Raw genomic sequence first — 15,554 nt, 5'->3', positions numbered from 1 at the left:
TCCGGACGCTGCGCAGCACGAAGTGATGCGCTGCAGAGCCGGGGCCCATGCGTCAGTGTGTTGTGTCATCTGCTGGGTCCCGGCTCTGCACCGCACCGCTACGCGCTGCGTCGCGTCCGGGACTCGAGAGAGGCGGGCGCGGCTCCTGCGCACTCCGTCATTGCGAGCGCAGCGAAGCGATCCAGAATCTTTCCGCGGCGGCAGTCTGGATCGCTTCGCTGCGCTCGCAATGACGAGGATGAAGCAGCTGTGCAGCATAACTTCACTCTCACGCGCACGCATCGCATTTTAGGCAACCGTCATAGTCTCTAACGCGCACTAACCAACACCTGACTTAAAACTGTCATAATCGCCGAATGGAACCCGCGGCTGCGTCCTTTTTACACGGCATTAAGCGCGGCTGCATTGGATGCGCGGGGAAAGTGCGTTGGGGACTGCAATGACTGCCGCGAAGAAGATGCCGGGAAAACCGGCCGCCGAAATGTTTGACGACATCCCGGTGCTTCAACGCAAATGGCGTGCCGCGTTGAAGCCGGGCGAACGGCTGCCGCGCTATGAGGACGTGATGCTTGGGAGCCTCGGACGGCTCGCCGACCACATCGCGCTGCTGAAGAACGATGGCGCGCTCGAATTGTCGCGCAGCGGGCGTTACGTGCAGAAATGGCTCGGCGAGGAGCGCTGGGATATCCCGGTCGCCGAGCTCTCGCCCGATTGCGCCACGGCGCTGTCGGAAGCTGTGGCGAGCGCGCTCGAGAACGGACGTCCGCACCAGGCCAGCGCGCATTGCGTGCGCGACGGCATGGTCCGGACCTACGATGTGCTGGCGCTGCCGACCGCCTCCCGCTGGGGCGCCACGCTGGTTGGCGCCTACATCAACGAGCGCGGCGCGCAATACAATCTCTTGGACGCGATCTTCTCGTCGACCGATGACGCCGTGGTTTCGCTGGCGACGCTGCGCGATGCCGCAGGCAAGCCGTTCGATCTCCAGATCGTGCATCACAACAAGAGCGCCGGTGCGCTGCTGAAGGTCGCGAGCGCGGGCCTGTTGTGGCGGCGGATCGGCGAGGGGAACACGCTATTGGCCGCGCCCGAAATCATGGACTTCCTGCTCAAGGTCGTCTCCGGCGGCCGCGGCGAGCAGCTCGAGATCGAAGACGACGGACGTTACCTTCGGCTCAGTGCCACCGCCTTCGCCGATCTGGTCTCGCTGACGATCTCCGACGTCACCGCGTTGAAGCGGCGCGACGCATCGTTTCGCCTGCTGTTCGACAACAACCCGATGCCGATGTGGGTGTTCGAGGCACAGACCAAGGAATTCCTCAGCGTCAACGATGCCGCGGTCCAGCATTACGGCTACAGCCGCGCCACCTTCCTGCGGATGAAGCTGCACGAGATCTGGCCCGAGGACGAGTGGGACAGCCACGCCGAGGCGCTCGAACGCATCGGCGACACCTATCATTCCTCGCGCAACTGGCGCCATTTGTGTGCCGACGGCAGCGAGATCGAGGTGCTCACTTTCGGCCGCCGCGTCGCCTTCGACGATCGCGACGGCTATCTGGTCGCGGTGGTCGACATCACGGAGCGGCGCAAGGCCGAGGCGCGGATCGCCCACATGGCGCACCATGACGGGCTCACCGATCTGCCGAACCGCGAACATTTCCAGCAGTGCTTGAAGCAGGCGCTCGACCAGGCCGGCGGAAAACGGGTCGGCGTGCTCTATATCGATCTCGACCTGTTCAAGAACATCAATGATTCCTTCGGGCATCCGGTGGGGGATCGCCTGCTGAAGCAAGTTGCCGAACGCCTCACCACCGCGGTCCGCGGCGGCAATCTCGCGGCCCGGCTTGGCGGCGACGAGTTCGCCGTGATTCTGGCAGCCGACGTCTCGCCGAACGAAGCCAGCGCCTGCGCGACCTTGCTGATCGACATGCTGAAGGCGCCCTACGATCTCGACGGCCAGGAGATGGTGATCGGCGCCAGCATCGGCATCGCGCTGTCGCCCGGCGACGGCACGACGTCGGAGGAGCTGATGCGCAATGCCGACATGGCGCTGTACCGGGCGAAGTCCGACGGCGGCGGCGTGCACCATTTCTTCGAGCGCGAGATGGACCTCCAGGCGCAGAAGCGCCGCGACATGGAGCTCGATCTGCGCCGCGCTTTCGCCAATGGCGAGTTCGAGCTGCACTACCAGCCGCTGGTGTCGATCGCGTCCGACCGCATCTCCGGCTTTGAATCGCTCTTGCGCTGGCGTCATCCCGACAAGGGCATGATCTCGCCGGCGGAATTCATTCCGGTCGCCGAAGACATCGGCCTCATCACCCAGCTCGGCGAGTGGGTGCTACGCGAGGCCTGCGCGGAGGCGGTGAAATGGCCTGTCGACGTCAAGGTCGCAGTCAATCTGTCGCCGGCGCAATTCCGCAGCCGCAACCTGGTCCAGGTCGTGATTTCCGCGCTTGCGCAGTCCGGCCTGTCGCCGAAGCGGCTCGAGCTCGAGATCACCGAGTCGATCTTCCTGGCAGAGACCGATGCCAATCTCGCCATCCTGCATCAATTGCGCGAGCTCGGCGTCAGCATCTCCATGGATGATTTCGGCACCGGCTATTCCAGCCTGAGCTATCTCCGTAGCTTCCCGTTCGACAAGATCAAGATCGACCGTTCGTTTGTGAAGGATCTGGCGCAGCGGCCCGATTGCGTCGCGATCGTGCGCGCCATTTCGGGGCTTGGCCGCAGCCTCAACATCACCACGACGGCTGAAGGCGTCGAGACCGAGGATCAGCTCGACTGGCTGCGCGCCGAAGGCTGCAACGAGGTGCAAGGGTTTCTGTTCAGCGCGGCGCGGCCCGCCGCCGAGATCGCAAGGCTGCTGGCCGATTTCGGCCAGCGCGCCTCACGGGCGGCGTAGTCCTTCAGGATAGCAGCCGTAGACCAGTTCCTTGAAGGCGGGCGTGATGCGGCTGCGCTCGTTCTGGGTCTGCTGCATCAAGAGGTAGACCATGTCGAGCTTGGGATCGACGCCGAAATAGGTGCCGCTTCCTGAGTCCCATTTCAATTCGCCGATCGATCCGGCCGGTGGCGGCTTCGCATTGCCGGGATCGGTGCGTACACCGATGCCGTAGCCATAGCCAAAACCGTCGCCCGGGAAATAGAAATAGTCGCGCCCCACGCCGGAGCCGGGCCCGACGTGATCGGTCGTCATGGCCTTGAACACGGCGGGGCTGAGGTAACGCTTGCCCTCGAACTCGCCGCCATTGAGCAGCATCTGCGAGAAGCGCTGATAGTCGGTGATGGTCGAGAGCAGCCCGCCGCCGCCGGATTCCCATTCGGGATGGTCGAGGCGGTCGCGCTCGCCGGCGAGCAGGACCGGGTCGCTCGGCAGCGGCCGCGCCATCCGGGCGCGCTCCTCCGGCGTTTTCAGCACGAATTTGGTGCTGTTCATTCCGAGCGGATCGAGAATGCGCTGCTTGAGGAATTCATACAGCGTCTGGCCCGAGATGATCTCGATGACGGCGCCGAGCACGTCGGTGGAATGGCCGTAGCGCCACAGCGTTCCGGGCTGGCGCGTGAGCGGCAGCTTGGCGATGCGGTCGGCGAATTGCCTGTTGTTGAAGGGCCCCTCGAAAATATTGGCGGCCTGGTAAACCTGCATCACCCATGGGGCGCCGATATAGTCGTAGCTGATGCCCGAGGTCTGCCGCAGCAGATCCTCGATGTTGACAGGACGGATCGACGGCTCGAGTTCGACCTTCGAGGTGCCCTCCGGCTCCACGCCCACTTTGGTGTCGGCGAAGAGCGGGACGTATTTCGACACGGGGTCGGTGAGCGCGAGCCTGCCCTCGTCGATCAGCATCATCGCGCCGAGACACGTGATCGGCTTGGTCATTGAGTGGATGGCGAAGATCGTATCCGGCGTCATGGCGAGGCCGGTCCTGGTGTCGCGCACGCCGAAGTTCTTGAGGTAGACCGGCTTGCCGTGCTGCTGCACCAGGACCACCGCGCCCGGCAGGCGGCCAAGCGTCACCTCGTTGTCAAAATAGGCGGTGATGCGGTCGAGCCCGTCAGCCGACGGAGTAGGGATGTTGGTGGCGGCGCTGCCTCGCCCCATCGTGCCGGCCAGCAGCGCGGCCCCGACCAGAAATTCACGACGCTTCATCCGGGCTTCCTCCCTCGCCGGGATCAAAGCCGCAAGACGCTGGAGGCGTCAACAATACATCGATTAAAAACGCGTCACGATTTCCGAAAGGAACGGTCGCGGACGGTCTTCGCTGGGCTTGGTCGGCGTGCCGATATGGACGAGGCCGGCGAGCTTTTCGTCCGGCTTGAGGCCGAGGCCGTCCAGCACGTCGCGATCGAAGGCGAACCAGCCGGTCAGCCAGCAGGCGCCGTAGCCGAGCGCGGTCGCGGCCGTGACAATGTTCATGACGCTGGCGCCGGCCGACAATTCCTGCTCGAACGCCGGCACCTTCGGATGCGGCTTGGTGAAGCTGACGATACCGATCACCAGCGGCGCGTCGGTGAGGCGTTTGCGCTCGGTCTCGATGTTCGCCGCCGGTGCGTCCGGATTCTTGCGGGCAAAGACCGTCGCGATGACCTCGCCGGCCCGCTCGCGGGCGTCACCCTCGAAAATGATGAAGCGCCAGGGCGCGAGCTTGCCGTGGTCGGGCACGCGCGCACCGATGGTGAGGATGGTTTCGAGCTCGGCGGGGGAGGGGCCGGGCCCGGTCATCTCGCGCGGCTTGACCGAGCGACGGGTTTTCAGGAGTTCGATGGCGTCGGGCACTGCGATGTCCTCTTCGGCTGGTCGTCGGGCGTGCCATGCCGAGATAAGCATGCACGCCCGCAACCGAAAGCGAGTTTAGATCGATTTCAGGGATCAGGCCGCCTCGCGCGCCCGCCGGACGTCCGGTGGGGTGGCCTCGTCGACGAGGGCGGCGAGCGCCTCCACCGTCGTCATCACCTTCTGGCCTTCGCTGCCGAGCCGGCGGACGGAGACCGACTGCGTCTCGGCCTCCTTCTTCCCGCACACGAGCAGCGCCGGAATCTTGGCCAGCGAGTGCTCGCGGACCTTGTAGTTGATCTTCTCGTTGCGCAGGTCGATCTCGGCCCGGAGCCCCGCGCGCCGGACCTGTTCCAGCACCTGCTTGGCATACTCGTCGGCCTCCGAGGTGATGGTGGTGACCACCACCTGCACCGGGGACAGCCAGAGCGGGAAGTTGCCGGCATAGTGTTCGATCAGGATGCCGATGAAGCGCTCCATCGAGCCGCAGATCGCGCGATGCACCATCACCGGCGCCTTCTTGCCGCTGTCATGGTCGATGTAGAACGCGCCGAACCGCTCCGGCAGGTTGAAGTCGACCTGCGTGGTGCCGCACTGCCAGTCGCGGCCGATGGCGTCGCGCAGCACATATTCGAACTTCGGCCCGTAGAAGGCGCCTTCGCCCGGATTGATCTCGGTCTTGATGTGATTGTTCTGCGACTGGATCTCGCGCAGCACCGTCGCCATCACGCGCTCGGCGTGATCCCACATCGCATCGGTGCCGACGCGCTTCTCGGGCCGGGTCGAGAGCTTCACCGTGAGATCGCCGGTGAAACCGAAATCGGCATAGGTCGACAGAATGAGATCGTTGATCTTGAGGCACTCGTCGGCGAGCTGATCTTCCATGCAGAAGACGTGCGCGTCGTCCTGAGTGAAGCCGCGCACACGCATCAGGCCATGCATGGCGCCGGAGGGCTCATAGCGATGCACCACGCCGAACTCGGCGAGGCGCAACGGCAGGTCGCGGTAGCTCTTCAGGCCGTGCTTGAAGATCTGCACGTGGCCGGGGCAGTTCATCGGCTTCAGCGCAAACCAGCGCTTGTCTTCGGCCTCGTCACCGGCGGACTGCGCCGCGAACATGTTCTCGCGATACCAGCCCCAATGGCCCGAGGTCTCCCACAAGGACTTGTCGAGGATCTGCGGCGCATTGACCTCGCTGTAGTCGCCGGCGAGGCGCCGGCGCATATAGGCGATCAGCTGCTGGAAGATGGTCCAGCCCTTGGCGTGCCAGAACACGACGCCCGGACCTTCTTCCTGGAAGTGGAAGAGGTCGAGCTCGCGCCCGAGCTTGCGATGGTCGCGCTTTTCGGCTTCCTCGATCTGCTTCAGATAAGCGTCGAGGTCCTCCTGCTTCGCGAACGCCGTGCCGTAGATGCGGGTCAGCATCGGGTTGTTGCTGTCGCCGCGCCAATAGGCGCCGGCCACCTTCATCAGCTTGAAGGCGTTGCCGACCTTGCCGGTCGAGGTCATGTGCGGGCCGCGACAGAGATCGAACCAGTCGCCCTGGTAGTAGATCTTGATCGGCTCGTTGCCGGGAATGGCGTCGACCAGCTCGACCTTGAACGCCTCGCCCTTGTCGCGGAACACCTGCTTGGTCTTCTCGCGGTCCCAGACTTCCTTGGTGAAAGGTTTGTCGCGCGCGATGATCTCGCGCATCTTCTTCTCGATTGCGGCAAAATCTTCCGGCGTGAACGGCTCGTTGCGGAAGAAGTCGTAGTAGAAGCCGTTCTCGATCACGGGACCGATGGTGACTTGCGTGCCGGGCCACAGCGTCTGCACGGCTTCCGCGAGCACGTGGGCGCAGTCGTGGCGGATCAGCTCGAGCGCGCGCGGATCGTCGCGGTTGATCAGCTCGATCTTGGCATCGGCTTCGATGGGATCGTCGAGGTCGGCGACCTCGCCGTCGAGCGCCATCGCGACCGTGCGCTTGGCCAGCGACGGCGAAATGCCCTTGGCGATCTCGAGGCCGGTGATGCTCTTGGCGTATTCGCGCCGGGCGCCGTCGGGGAAGGTGAGGGTGATCTTTTCGGGCGGGGTCACGGGTCTCAGATTGCTGAGGCTGTATTGAAAGCCGGATTCGGATTTGGGCTGGTCGGTCATGCTTTTCTCCTGAGGCTCACTCCTGCGAACGAGCGCAGGTAAGCGGGAACGAGCGATATATCAGGCGATTCGGCCTGTGCAATCCGGCATTTCCAAGAAAGTCGCGCGCAAAAGCTTGGGCGATACTCCAACTATTTCGCAACGCGCCCTTTAACTGGTCGCAGGCCTGCTCTACATGCATTTGCATGGAAAATCCGCCCGCCGCCGGCCGTTTCACCGCAACCGCCCTGATGCTCAGCAATCTCGTCACCGGCTGCTCGGTGCTGGCACCGGCGGGGATGCTGCCGGAATTGGCAACGGGGCTCGACGTCAGCATTCACGCGGCCGGGCTGCTGATCACCTTCGGTGCGGTCACGCTATGCATCGGCTCGCCGCTGACGGCTTGGCTCACCAGCCGCATCGACCGCAGGACGCTGCTCGCGACGACACTGGCGGTGCTGGCGCTGGGCAATCTCGCTTCGGCCTTTGCGCCCGATTACACGAGCCTCCTCATCATTCGCCTGCTGATGCTGGCGGTCGGCGCGCTCTACACGCCGCAGGCTGCGGGCACGGCGGCGCTGATCGTGCCGGTGAAGCGGCGGGGCAGCACCATCGCCTACATCTTTCTCGGCTGGTCGTTAGCTGCGGCCGTCGGTCTCCCGCTGATCACTTTCATCGCCAGCCGCTACGGCTGGCGCGCGGCCTATGGCGGGATCGGCGCGCTCGGTTGCATCAGCTTCCTGTTGTTGCTGCTGCGCCTGCCGGCGGGCCTGAAGGGCACGCCTGTTGACCTGAAGACCTGGAGCGCGGTCGGCCGCAGCAGGACGATCCTGCTGCTGCTTGCGATCACGATGCTGCAAATGTCCGGGCAGTTCGTGGTGTTCACCTTCATGGGTCCGCTGCTCAAGAAGCTGACCGAGGCGAGCCCGGATGCAATCGGCATGGTGTTCGGCATCTACGGCGTTTGCAGTTTCCTCGGCGTCGTCATCGCGACCCGCATCGTCGACACCTGGGGGCCTTATCGGACGTCGCTGCTGTTCACCTGCCTGCTGTTTGCGGGCATCACCGGCTGGGCGCTCGGTGCGGGGAGCCTGGTGTTCATGGCGTTCGCGGTCGCGATCTGGGGCCTCGGCTTTGCCTCAACCAATTCGATGCAGCAAGTGCGGCTGGTCGCGGCTGCGCCGCCGCTCGCATCGGCGACCGTCGCGCTCAACACCTCCGTCCTCTATGTCGGCCAGGCTGTCGGCTCCGCCATCGGCGGGCTGCTGTTCGCCCGCGAACTGCTGCATCCGCTTGGTTTCGTCGCGGTCGGCTTCGTCGTCCTGGCGCTGATCCTCGTGGTTCTGACCCGACCCCGGCCGGCTGCTGCCACCACGGCCTGAAGGGTGCGTTTTCCTATGCGCAAGGTGCTTGGCAAACCACGCGCGGGAGCGCTAGAAGGCGAGGCATGGGGACCAAAGAGAGTTGACTGACATGAGGATGATTCTGGCGGTTGCCGCGGTGCTCTATTCAGCCTCCGCGTTTGCACAAACCGACAAGCCACCCATGGTGGGGGACAAGCCGCTGGTGCAGGTCACGCCCAAGGGGACCAAAGAGGCCGCGGCCAAGCCGGCCGCTGCGCCGAAGGGCAAACCGCAGTCGATTGCGGCCCGGCTCCAGGCCTGCCTCGACCTCGATGACGGCACCAAGGACCGCCTCAACTGCTACGACGCCGTGATCGCGCCGCAGCCGAAGCCGAAACCGGCGAAGGCCAAGGGTTACGCCGATTGCCGCTTCTTCAAGGAAGAGGACGAGCGGCTGGCCTGCTTCAACGGCTTCGCCGAGAGCATTCCGAAGCTGCCCAAGACCTGAACATCAAGACCTGACCATCAATACCTGAAGATCAAGAGCCGAGGTCTGGAAGCCGGACGGCTAGTCGCTGATCCGGCTGAGCACGGCCCTGAACGCAACGCCCGGCACCTGCAGCGCGGTGCCTTCGAATTCCGCCGTGTCGCCGTCCTCACGGCCGGCCAGCGTCAGCGTGATCCTGTCGTGCCCGAACAGCGGCTTGAAGGACGGATCGTCGTTGTAGCGCTGGGTCGAAATCTTGACCTTGATGCTGTCGCCCTCCCCGACGGAGGTCCCGATGAAAGCGAAGGCGGAATTGCCGCCGCGCATCTTGCCATCCGTCACATAGACGACGCCGCAGCCGGTTCCATGAACCGTGTGGAAGTCGACCTTATACAGTCCCTGACGCACCGTCTGTCCCCGCAGAATTCAAGCTAAAACTTGGCCGGCAAATTATGAGCGTTGCCAGCGGAAGCAATCCGGTGGCTCCCGGGGATGTCGGCCATCAACATCACATTTTGATCAAAGCCTGCGGCAATTGCGGGCAGCGCGGCCAAATGCCGGCGCGCGCAATATCGGCTAGCGGCTCGATGCGGCCGGATTGGTGGACGCAACGCGCGTCAGCGCCAACGACGGCGTCGCCGACATCTTCACGAGCACGTCCTTGAGCGGGTCCCGGGTCCAGGCGCGCGTCACATAATCACGATGCGTGATGCCGTCGCCGGTTTCGACGAACACCACGCTGCCGGGACGGAGCGGCCCGTCCATGTCCTCGGAGACGCTGATGCCCTTTTGCCGCAACATGCTCATCAGCTCGCGGTCGCGCCGCGCGGTGTAGCGGGTGTAGGAGCTGACGAAGAAGCCGGAGCGGTGGCTCTCGATCCAGGAGGCGAACTTGTCCATTTCGCCGTAGACGGCATCGAGCAGGACGACGCCGCGGACGCGGTCGCTGATGCCGCCGACCTCGAGGCTCCAGGCCGTCGGCAGGAAGCCGCCGCTATAGCCGACGATCACGATCGGCATGTTGGCGAAGGCGCGGGCGTTGTTGGGATCGCCGGTGAGCCGGGCCAGATGGGCCGCCGACTCTTCCATGAAGCGCTTGAGGCCGCCCGCCTGCCAGAACTTGCCGGCGCTGGAATCGGCGGCATCGACCGCCATCTGCGGCGCCAGCAGGATGGCGTTGGCGCCGGAATCGGTGACCTGCTGCGGTACGAGTTGGCGGTCGCGCACGTCGCGCTCCAGCGTTGCGCCGTTGCCGTGGAAGAACACCACGATCACGCCGGGCTTGCGCACGTCGAAATGCTCGGGCACGTGCATCAGCACGCGGCTGTCGCTGTAAGTCTCGTCCTGCCAGTAGACGCGCCCGGAATAGCTGCGGTGGCCGCGGCGATCGCCCTTGGAGATGTTGAGGAACGGCGCGTCGGAGGCGGGGTTGTTGCCGAAATAGGGGAAGGCCGACGATTTCATGCTGACGAGTGTCGTCAGGTCTTCACGTGCCGGACGCTGGTAGGGGATTTGCGGTGCGAGTGAGGCGACCTTGTACGGCGCCTGCTCCGGCTGAGGCTGCTGCTGGACGGCGCGTTTGGGCGAGAAGTCCGACATCTGCCGTTGCAGAAGACTCTCGCTCGCCGACGGGAAGCGCTCCTTGAATTGCGGGGCGGGGAAGCGATCCTCGAACGTGTCGCTGCTTGCGACCTGAGGATTGGTCTTCGCGACGATTTGGACGTTGGCCTGCGAGTTCGCCGCGAGCGCCGCCGGGTTGGGGGCCCTGCCGCATTGAACCAGCGTGAGCGACAGCGGCACCAAGGCTGAGGCCAGCGCGATCCGGCGCGCACCACTGCGCGCGCCGGACAGCGTCCGATCAGCACGAATGTCAGCTCTCAATTTCGGAGCGGCCCCGACCATCCACCCATGACCCCAAGTCATGTCCACAAGCCCAGCGGCAATATTCAAGCTAATTGAGCCGACTGGCGTTTAGGCGACGTTAAGTGTCCGGAGAAACTTCCCCAAATCCGGAATGCTCAAGGGGACCATGCAATCGTGTCCTGATTGTGGGGGTGCAAAACGGGATTCTCAGGTGTTTACGGAGCTTTGTTGCCCAGGATCGTGCACAAAAGGTGCCGCAATACCGATTCCATGCGCCTCATTTAACCCTTGTTAACCCTGCTTGAATTGACTGGACCAGACTGCACGATGCTCTCCACGACACGTGACGCCTGAGGTTGAGGACCCCGATGACGGCATCAGATGCGGGACCCGCGCCCTGGACTGGCCGGCTGACGGGGAGCGGGCCGGGGGTCTCCGTTCTGGTCGCAACCGCCATCGTCGTTGCCGACATGATCGGGGTCGGCGTCTTCACCAGCCTCGGCTTCCAGGTCAAGGACATCCCGTCCGGCTTCTCGATCCTGTTGCTATGGACCATCGGCGGCATCGTCGCGCTGTGCGGGGTGTTCTCCTACAGCGAGCTCGGCGCCATGTTTCCGCGCTCGAGCGGCGAGTACAATTTCCTCGGCCGCGCCTATCATCCCGCCTTCGGCTTTCTCGCCGGCTGGGTCTCGGCGACAGTTGGCTTCGCAGCGCCTGTCGCGCTTGCGGCGATGGCGTTCGGCGAATACGCGAAATCGGTCGTTCCCGATCTGCCGCCGATCCCGCTCGCCATCGGCGTGGTGTGGCTGGTCTCGATCGTGCAATTGACCGGCGTCAGGCACTCATCGACCTTCCAGCTGATCTCGACCATCCTCAAGGTCGTGCTGATCGTCGCCTTCCTGCTCGCCGGCTTCGTCATCGGCACGCCGCAGCCGATTGCCTTCACGCCGCAGCCGGGTGATCTCGCGCATATCGTCAGCGCGCCCTTCGCGATCGGGCTCGTCTTCGTGATGTACTCGTTCTCGGGCTGGAATGCCGCGACCTACATCATCGGCGAGATGAACATGCCGCAACGCGATCTGCCGCGCGCGCTGCTCGCGGGCACGCTGATCGTGCTCGTCCTGTACGTCGCGCTGAATGCGGTGTTTCTCTACTCGACGCCGGTCAGTGCGCTGGCCGGCCAGCTCGACGTTGCCAGCGTCGCGGGCAGCGCGATCTTCGGCAGCCTCGGCGGCCGGATCGTCGGTGCGATGATCTGCGTCGGCCTGATCTCCTCGATCAGCGCGATGATGTGGATCGGCCCGCGCGTGATGATGACGATGGGCGAAGACATTCCGGCCCTGCGCGTGTTCTCGAAGCGATCGGTGAGCGGCGCGCCCGCCTATGCCATCCTGTTTCAGCTTGCCGTCGCCAATCTGCTGTTGTTCACGCGCAGCTTCGAGGCGGTGCTCGACTTCATCCAGTTCGCGCTGTTGTTCTGTTCGTTCTTCACGGTCGCCGGCGTCGTCAAGCTGCGCATCACCGATCCCGACCTGCCGCGGCCCTATCGCGCCTGGGGATACCCGTTCACGCCGCTCGTTTTCCTGCTCGTGACCGCGTTCATGATGTACTACCTGTTGACCGAGCGGCCGCTGCAGTCGCTGGCGGGGATGCTCCTCATGCTCTCGGGCCTGTTGATCTATGCTGTTTTCCGCAGGCGGCCGGTCGCCGCTGGTACGTCATCACACCGCGAATAGACATGTTTCGACCCATGAGAATTGCGGCCGTCGCTCTTGCCCTGCTGGCCGCGGCCGTCTCGTCTGCACGTGCCGCCGACGTCACCTTCGATGATACCGCGCGCTTTCTCGCGGGCATGCAGCCTTCGCCGGACTCGCCGCTGGTGCCGCTCACCAAAGACCCGGGCTGGCAGCGCCACGCAAAATTCTTCGACGGCGCCTTCGCCCAGCTCGAGCAACGGCAGCTCTCGAAGATCCGCAATTGGGCCGACGTCAATCTGGCCGCGCCCCGGCCGACCATGTTCTACTTGTTCAGCGGCCCCGACTTCCTCTACGCCGATGCGTTCTACTCCAAGGCCAGCACCTACGTGCTCGGCGCGCTGGAGCCGGTCGGCGCGGTGCCTGACCTGACGCGGCTGCCGCGCGGCTCGGTCGGTGCCGCGCTCTACAATGTCGAGCGTTCGCTCGGCTCGATCCTGAGCTTCTCCTTCTTCATCACCAAGCACATGAAGGTCGACCTGCACGCCAACCAGGTCAACGGCACGTTGCCGATCCTCTATGTCTTCCTCGCGCGCTCCGGCAAGACCATCCGCAATGTCGAGATGATCGCGCTCGACGACAAGGGCGGGGTGCATACGGGAGGCGACAATCCGGGACGGAACGCGACGCGCGGTGTCCGCATCACCTTTGCCGGAAGCGACGGCGAGGCGCGCACGCTGTACTATTTCTCGACCGATCTCTCCAATGCCAGCGCGCGCAACACGGGATTTCTGAAATTCTGCGAGACGCTCGGGCCCGGCAACAGCCTGCTCAAGAGCGCGTCCTATCTCCTGCACAAGGGCGACTTCTCCGTCGCTCGCAACTGGCTGCTGGCCAACAGCGCGACCATCATCCAGGACGATTCCGGCATTCCGCTTGCGAACTACAATGCGCAACAGTGGCGGTTCTTCCCGTTCGGCCGCTATCTCGGACCGATCGACGAATTCCCCGGCCGCTACCAGGAGCGCTACGCCGAACTGTTCACGCGCGCCCAGCCGATCGATTTCGGCGTCGGCTATCGCTGGCGGACGCATGAATCGAACTTGCTGCTGTCGGTGAGGGTGCCGGGAAGCGAGACGGCGCCGGCTGCGGAGAACACCTCGTCCGCCGAGCCGTCGCCAAAGCCGCCGCGTCCGAAGCGGCTGCGTCCGCCCGAGTCGATCCCGCCCGGGCGCTTTTTCTGGTTTCGTTAGGTTGCCTGTTGAGGCGGGTGTCACGCGCTCCGGGCGATGACAACCAGCCGTACGAACGCGAACGCCATCTGATGATATGTCGCCAAACCCGGTGCAGATCGGTTGGTGCTCGATCTCTAACGTCCAGCCTACCAGTGCACGCTCTGGCTCGGCACGATGAAGGCCGTGGTGCTCGGCGCCGTGGCAAGGCTCGTCGCCAGATACCAGCCGGAGCCGACCACGAGCGCAAGCAGCGCAATGATGGCAATCATGTCGAGGGTTCTTGGGTCGTGATGCCCTCTGGAACCAGGATGTGGACCAAGCCTGAAGTGAAAATGAGGGCTGATTTTCCAGCGCATTCTTGTTTCCTCCCGTAGGAGCATCACAACAACGCGAGGGGGAAGTTCCGGTTCCATTCAAGGCAGCGATGCGCGAAGCGCCGCGGCGTTCCTGGTGAGATCAGGACGCGTTGACGCCGCGCCAGCGGCCGTAGCGCCAGGGTAGATACCAGTGCGCGCCTTGCGGTGCGGTGAGGGGCACGTTGTCGATTCCCGATGTGCCGAAAGGATTGCAGCGAAGCAGTCGCGCGAGCGTCATCCAGCCGCCGGCCCACAGCCCGAACCGTTCGATCGCCTCGTCGCCATAGACCGAGCAGGTCGGCAGGTGCCGGCAATTGTAGCCGACCAGCGGCGAGAGCGTGTGGCGGTAGAGCCAGATCAGTGCGCGGCCGAATCGACGCGGGAGCCGGAGCGCGCCCTCGATGGGAGTGGAACAGTGCTCGCAGGTTGAATGCTTCATGGGCGCTGTGCTGCGATCGTGAGCGAGGTATTGCGCGGTTCCGGCGCAGGGAACCGCAAGTTGTTGTTTCTGCGCCATATTTCCCGTGCTTTTTGGGAGCAGTGCAGCAAGTACCTGTGGACGATCTGTATTCCCCCGGATACCATTTTTATGACGACCGTGTGTAGAAACATACGCCCGTATGATGGACTCAGAGGGCGCTACCGAGGACTGTTGGGGAACCTTTGGGGCTTGGGGAAGGAACCAGATTGAGACTTCTGAACTCCCTCGACCGTCGCGGCTGGTTGTTGCTTGGGGCAGCCGCGCTTGGCGCCGCGCTCTTCGGAGCTGTCGCCACGACCGGCACAACGGCTCATGCCGGTGCCGCCCTCGAAGAGCGCAAGCTGCCGATGAAGTTCACCTGGGTCGCCTGCGACCCGAACTGCCGCGGCTGGGTCAGCGCGGTCGGCATCATCACCGCCGATACGCCGAGGGATTTCGAGGAGTTTTCGCGCGGACGCCAGCTTGGCGGCGCGACCGTGGTGCTCGACTCCAGCGGCGGTTCCGTCAACGACGCGATCACGCTCGGCCGGCGCTTCCGCAATCTCGGACTTTCGACCACCGTCGGCATCAGCGTTCAGAACCGCAGCGGGCAGTCGGCCCGTCCGGCGGTTGCGCCCGAAGCCTATTGCGAATCCATGTGCGTGTTCCTGCTGCTGGCCGGCAAGAAGCGCTACGTGCCGGAAGCAGCTCACGTCCGGGTCCACCAGATCTGGATGGGCGATCGTGCCGACGATGCCAAGGCGGCGAGCTACAGCGCGCAGGACCTGATGATCGTGGAGCGCGACATCGGCCGGCTCGCCAAATACACCTTCGATATGGGCGGCGCCGGCGACCTGCTCTCGCTCGCGCTCAGCGTGCCGCCGTGGGAAGATCTGCACGAACTGGATGCTGGCGAGCTGAAGCTCACCAATCTCGTGACCACCAATCTGGTGGCCGACGTGTTGCCGCATGTGGACGTCGCAGCGCCCGCGGTGGCGGAACTTGCACCGAAGACGCAGGCGAGGTTCGGCGCGGAAGCGGAACCGCAGCCCGTCAAATCGACCAAGACGGCGGAAGCCTTGGTGCCGACCGGTGCAGCGCAAAGCGCAGGCTCGCAAAAGTAGGATTTCCCTGATCGTCATTCCGGGGCGTTCGCAAAGCGACGAAGCCGGAATTCAGATATCGTAGCGCGACCGGGTTCGCGCAGGCGCAGGCGTCGGAATG

13 protein-coding genes are annotated in these 15,554 nt (G+C 64.3%); 6 read left to right on the top strand and 7 right to left on the bottom strand.

What is annotated here, in order from left to right:
- The first annotated feature begins 439 nt into the window (after nt 1-439).
- Nucleotides 440-2,902 carry a putative bifunctional diguanylate cyclase/phosphodiesterase gene (locus tag AC1DW2_RS01645; RefSeq protein ID WP_283016912.1) on the top strand — a complete coding sequence of 821 codons (2,463 nt, stop codon included), beginning with the start codon at nt 440-442 and terminating at the stop codon, nt 2,900-2,902.
- Here AC1DW2_RS01645 and AC1DW2_RS01640 read toward each other — a convergent pair.
- The 3 genes from AC1DW2_RS01640 to thrS all read right to left on the bottom strand — a co-directional run bounded on the left by AC1DW2_RS01640 (nt 2,888) and on the right by thrS (nt 6,913).
- Nucleotides 2,888-4,150 carry a serine hydrolase domain-containing protein gene (locus AC1DW2_RS01640; RefSeq protein WP_166342401.1) on the bottom strand — a complete coding sequence of 421 codons (1,263 nt, stop codon included), beginning with the start codon at nt 4,148-4,150 and terminating at the stop codon, nt 2,888-2,890. The genes AC1DW2_RS01645 and AC1DW2_RS01640 overlap by 15 nt on opposite strands.
- Before the next feature lie 63 nt (nt 4,151-4,213).
- Nucleotides 4,214-4,777 carry a nitroreductase family protein gene (locus tag AC1DW2_RS01635; RefSeq protein WP_028154760.1) on the bottom strand — a complete coding sequence of 188 codons (564 nt, stop codon included), beginning with the start codon at nt 4,775-4,777 and terminating at the stop codon, nt 4,214-4,216.
- Between the two features lie 93 nt (nt 4,778-4,870).
- Nucleotides 4,871-6,913, bottom strand: coding sequence for a threonine--tRNA ligase (gene thrS / locus AC1DW2_RS01630; RefSeq protein WP_166342400.1), 2,043 nt, complete (start codon nt 6,911-6,913; stop codon nt 4,871-4,873).
- Nucleotides 6,914-7,098: 185 nt separating this feature from the next.
- Here thrS and AC1DW2_RS01625 point away from each other — a divergent pair, with 185 nt between their 5' ends.
- Both AC1DW2_RS01625 and AC1DW2_RS01620 read left to right on the top strand, forming a co-directional pair.
- A complete protein-coding gene (locus AC1DW2_RS01625) occupies nt 7,099-8,274 on the top strand; it encodes an MFS transporter (protein ID WP_477005124.1) in 1,176 nt (391 codons plus the stop codon).
- A gap of 91 nt (nt 8,275-8,365) precedes the next feature.
- Nucleotides 8,366-8,743, top strand: coding sequence for a hypothetical protein (locus AC1DW2_RS01620; protein WP_028150242.1), 378 nt, complete (start codon nt 8,366-8,368; stop codon nt 8,741-8,743).
- Between the two features lie 60 nt (nt 8,744-8,803).
- Here AC1DW2_RS01620 and AC1DW2_RS01615 read toward each other — a convergent pair whose 3' ends face one another.
- Both AC1DW2_RS01615 and AC1DW2_RS01610 read right to left on the bottom strand, forming a co-directional pair.
- Nucleotides 8,804-9,130, bottom strand: coding sequence for a GrlR family regulatory protein (locus tag AC1DW2_RS01615; RefSeq protein ID WP_166342398.1), 327 nt, complete (start codon nt 9,128-9,130; stop codon nt 8,804-8,806).
- Between the two features lie 168 nt (nt 9,131-9,298).
- Complete coding sequence (locus tag AC1DW2_RS01610; protein ID WP_166342397.1) at nt 9,299-10,624, bottom strand: alpha/beta hydrolase; 1,326 nt, start codon at nt 10,622-10,624, stop codon at nt 9,299-9,301.
- Between the two features lie 329 nt (nt 10,625-10,953).
- On the opposite strand from AC1DW2_RS01610, the gene AC1DW2_RS01605 reads away from it, so the two are divergent.
- The gene (locus AC1DW2_RS01605; RefSeq protein WP_283016910.1) at nt 10,954-12,321 is read left to right on the top strand and encodes an APC family permease; all 1,368 of its coding nucleotides are present in this window, start codon (nt 10,954-10,956) and stop codon (nt 12,319-12,321) included.
- A 14-nt stretch (nt 12,322-12,335) separates the two neighbouring features.
- Nucleotides 12,336-13,532 carry a hypothetical protein gene (locus AC1DW2_RS01600; protein WP_166353223.1) on the top strand — a complete coding sequence of 399 codons (1,197 nt, stop codon included), beginning with the start codon at nt 12,336-12,338 and terminating at the stop codon, nt 13,530-13,532.
- Nucleotides 13,533-13,660: 128 nt separating this feature from the next.
- On the opposite strand, the gene AC1DW2_RS01595 is transcribed toward AC1DW2_RS01600, so the two are convergent.
- Nucleotides 13,661-13,870 (bottom strand): hypothetical protein, encoded by a 210-nt coding sequence (locus AC1DW2_RS01595; protein WP_085405563.1) that lies wholly within the window; start codon nt 13,868-13,870, stop codon nt 13,661-13,663.
- A 100-nt stretch (nt 13,871-13,970) separates the two neighbouring features.
- Nucleotides 13,971-14,309, bottom strand: a complete 339-nt coding sequence (gene yidD / locus AC1DW2_RS01590) for a membrane protein insertion efficiency factor YidD (protein WP_085405345.1) — start codon at nt 14,307-14,309, stop codon at nt 13,971-13,973.
- 248 nt (nt 14,310-14,557) lie between these two features.
- On the opposite strand from yidD, the gene AC1DW2_RS01585 reads away from it, so the two are divergent.
- Nucleotides 14,558-15,454: a COG3904 family protein gene (locus AC1DW2_RS01585; RefSeq protein ID WP_166342395.1), complete on the top strand. Its 897-nt coding sequence runs from the start codon at nt 14,558-14,560 to the stop codon at nt 15,452-15,454.
- Nucleotides 15,455-15,554: the final 100 nt, after the last annotated feature.

Source organism: Bradyrhizobium sp. P3_C3 (assembly GCF_056402655.1).
The sequence above is the reverse complement of the archived record's forward strand: the minus strand, read 5'-3'. Positions and strand labels throughout refer to the sequence as shown.

Excerpts from the sequence above, each read along its gene's own strand:
- AC1DW2_RS01605 (WP_283016910.1), top strand. The coding sequence starts at position 10,954 with ATGACGGCATCAGATGCGGGACCCGCGCCCTGGACTGGCCGGCTGACG.
- AC1DW2_RS01600 (WP_166353223.1), top strand. The coding sequence starts at position 12,336 with ATGAGAATTGCGGCCGTCGCTCTTGCCCTGCTGGCCGCGGCCGTCTCG.
- AC1DW2_RS01640 (WP_166342401.1), bottom strand. The coding sequence starts at position 4,150 with ATGAAGCGTCGTGAATTTCTGGTCGGGGCCGCGCTGCTGGCCGGCACG.
- AC1DW2_RS01595 (WP_085405563.1), bottom strand. The coding sequence starts at position 13,870 with ATGCGCTGGAAAATCAGCCCTCATTTTCACTTCAGGCTTGGTCCACAT.
- AC1DW2_RS01645 (WP_283016912.1), top strand. The coding sequence starts at position 440 with ATGACTGCCGCGAAGAAGATGCCGGGAAAACCGGCCGCCGAAATGTTT.
- AC1DW2_RS01620 (WP_028150242.1), top strand. The coding sequence starts at position 8,366 with ATGAGGATGATTCTGGCGGTTGCCGCGGTGCTCTATTCAGCCTCCGCG.
- AC1DW2_RS01625 (WP_477005124.1), top strand. The coding sequence starts at position 7,099 with ATGGAAAATCCGCCCGCCGCCGGCCGTTTCACCGCAACCGCCCTGATG.
- thrS (WP_166342400.1), bottom strand. The coding sequence starts at position 6,913 with ATGACCGACCAGCCCAAATCCGAATCCGGCTTTCAATACAGCCTCAGC.
- AC1DW2_RS01610 (WP_166342397.1), bottom strand. The coding sequence starts at position 10,624 with ATGGTCGGGGCCGCTCCGAAATTGAGAGCTGACATTCGTGCTGATCGG.
- yidD (WP_085405345.1), bottom strand. The coding sequence starts at position 14,309 with ATGAAGCATTCAACCTGCGAGCACTGTTCCACTCCCATCGAGGGCGCG.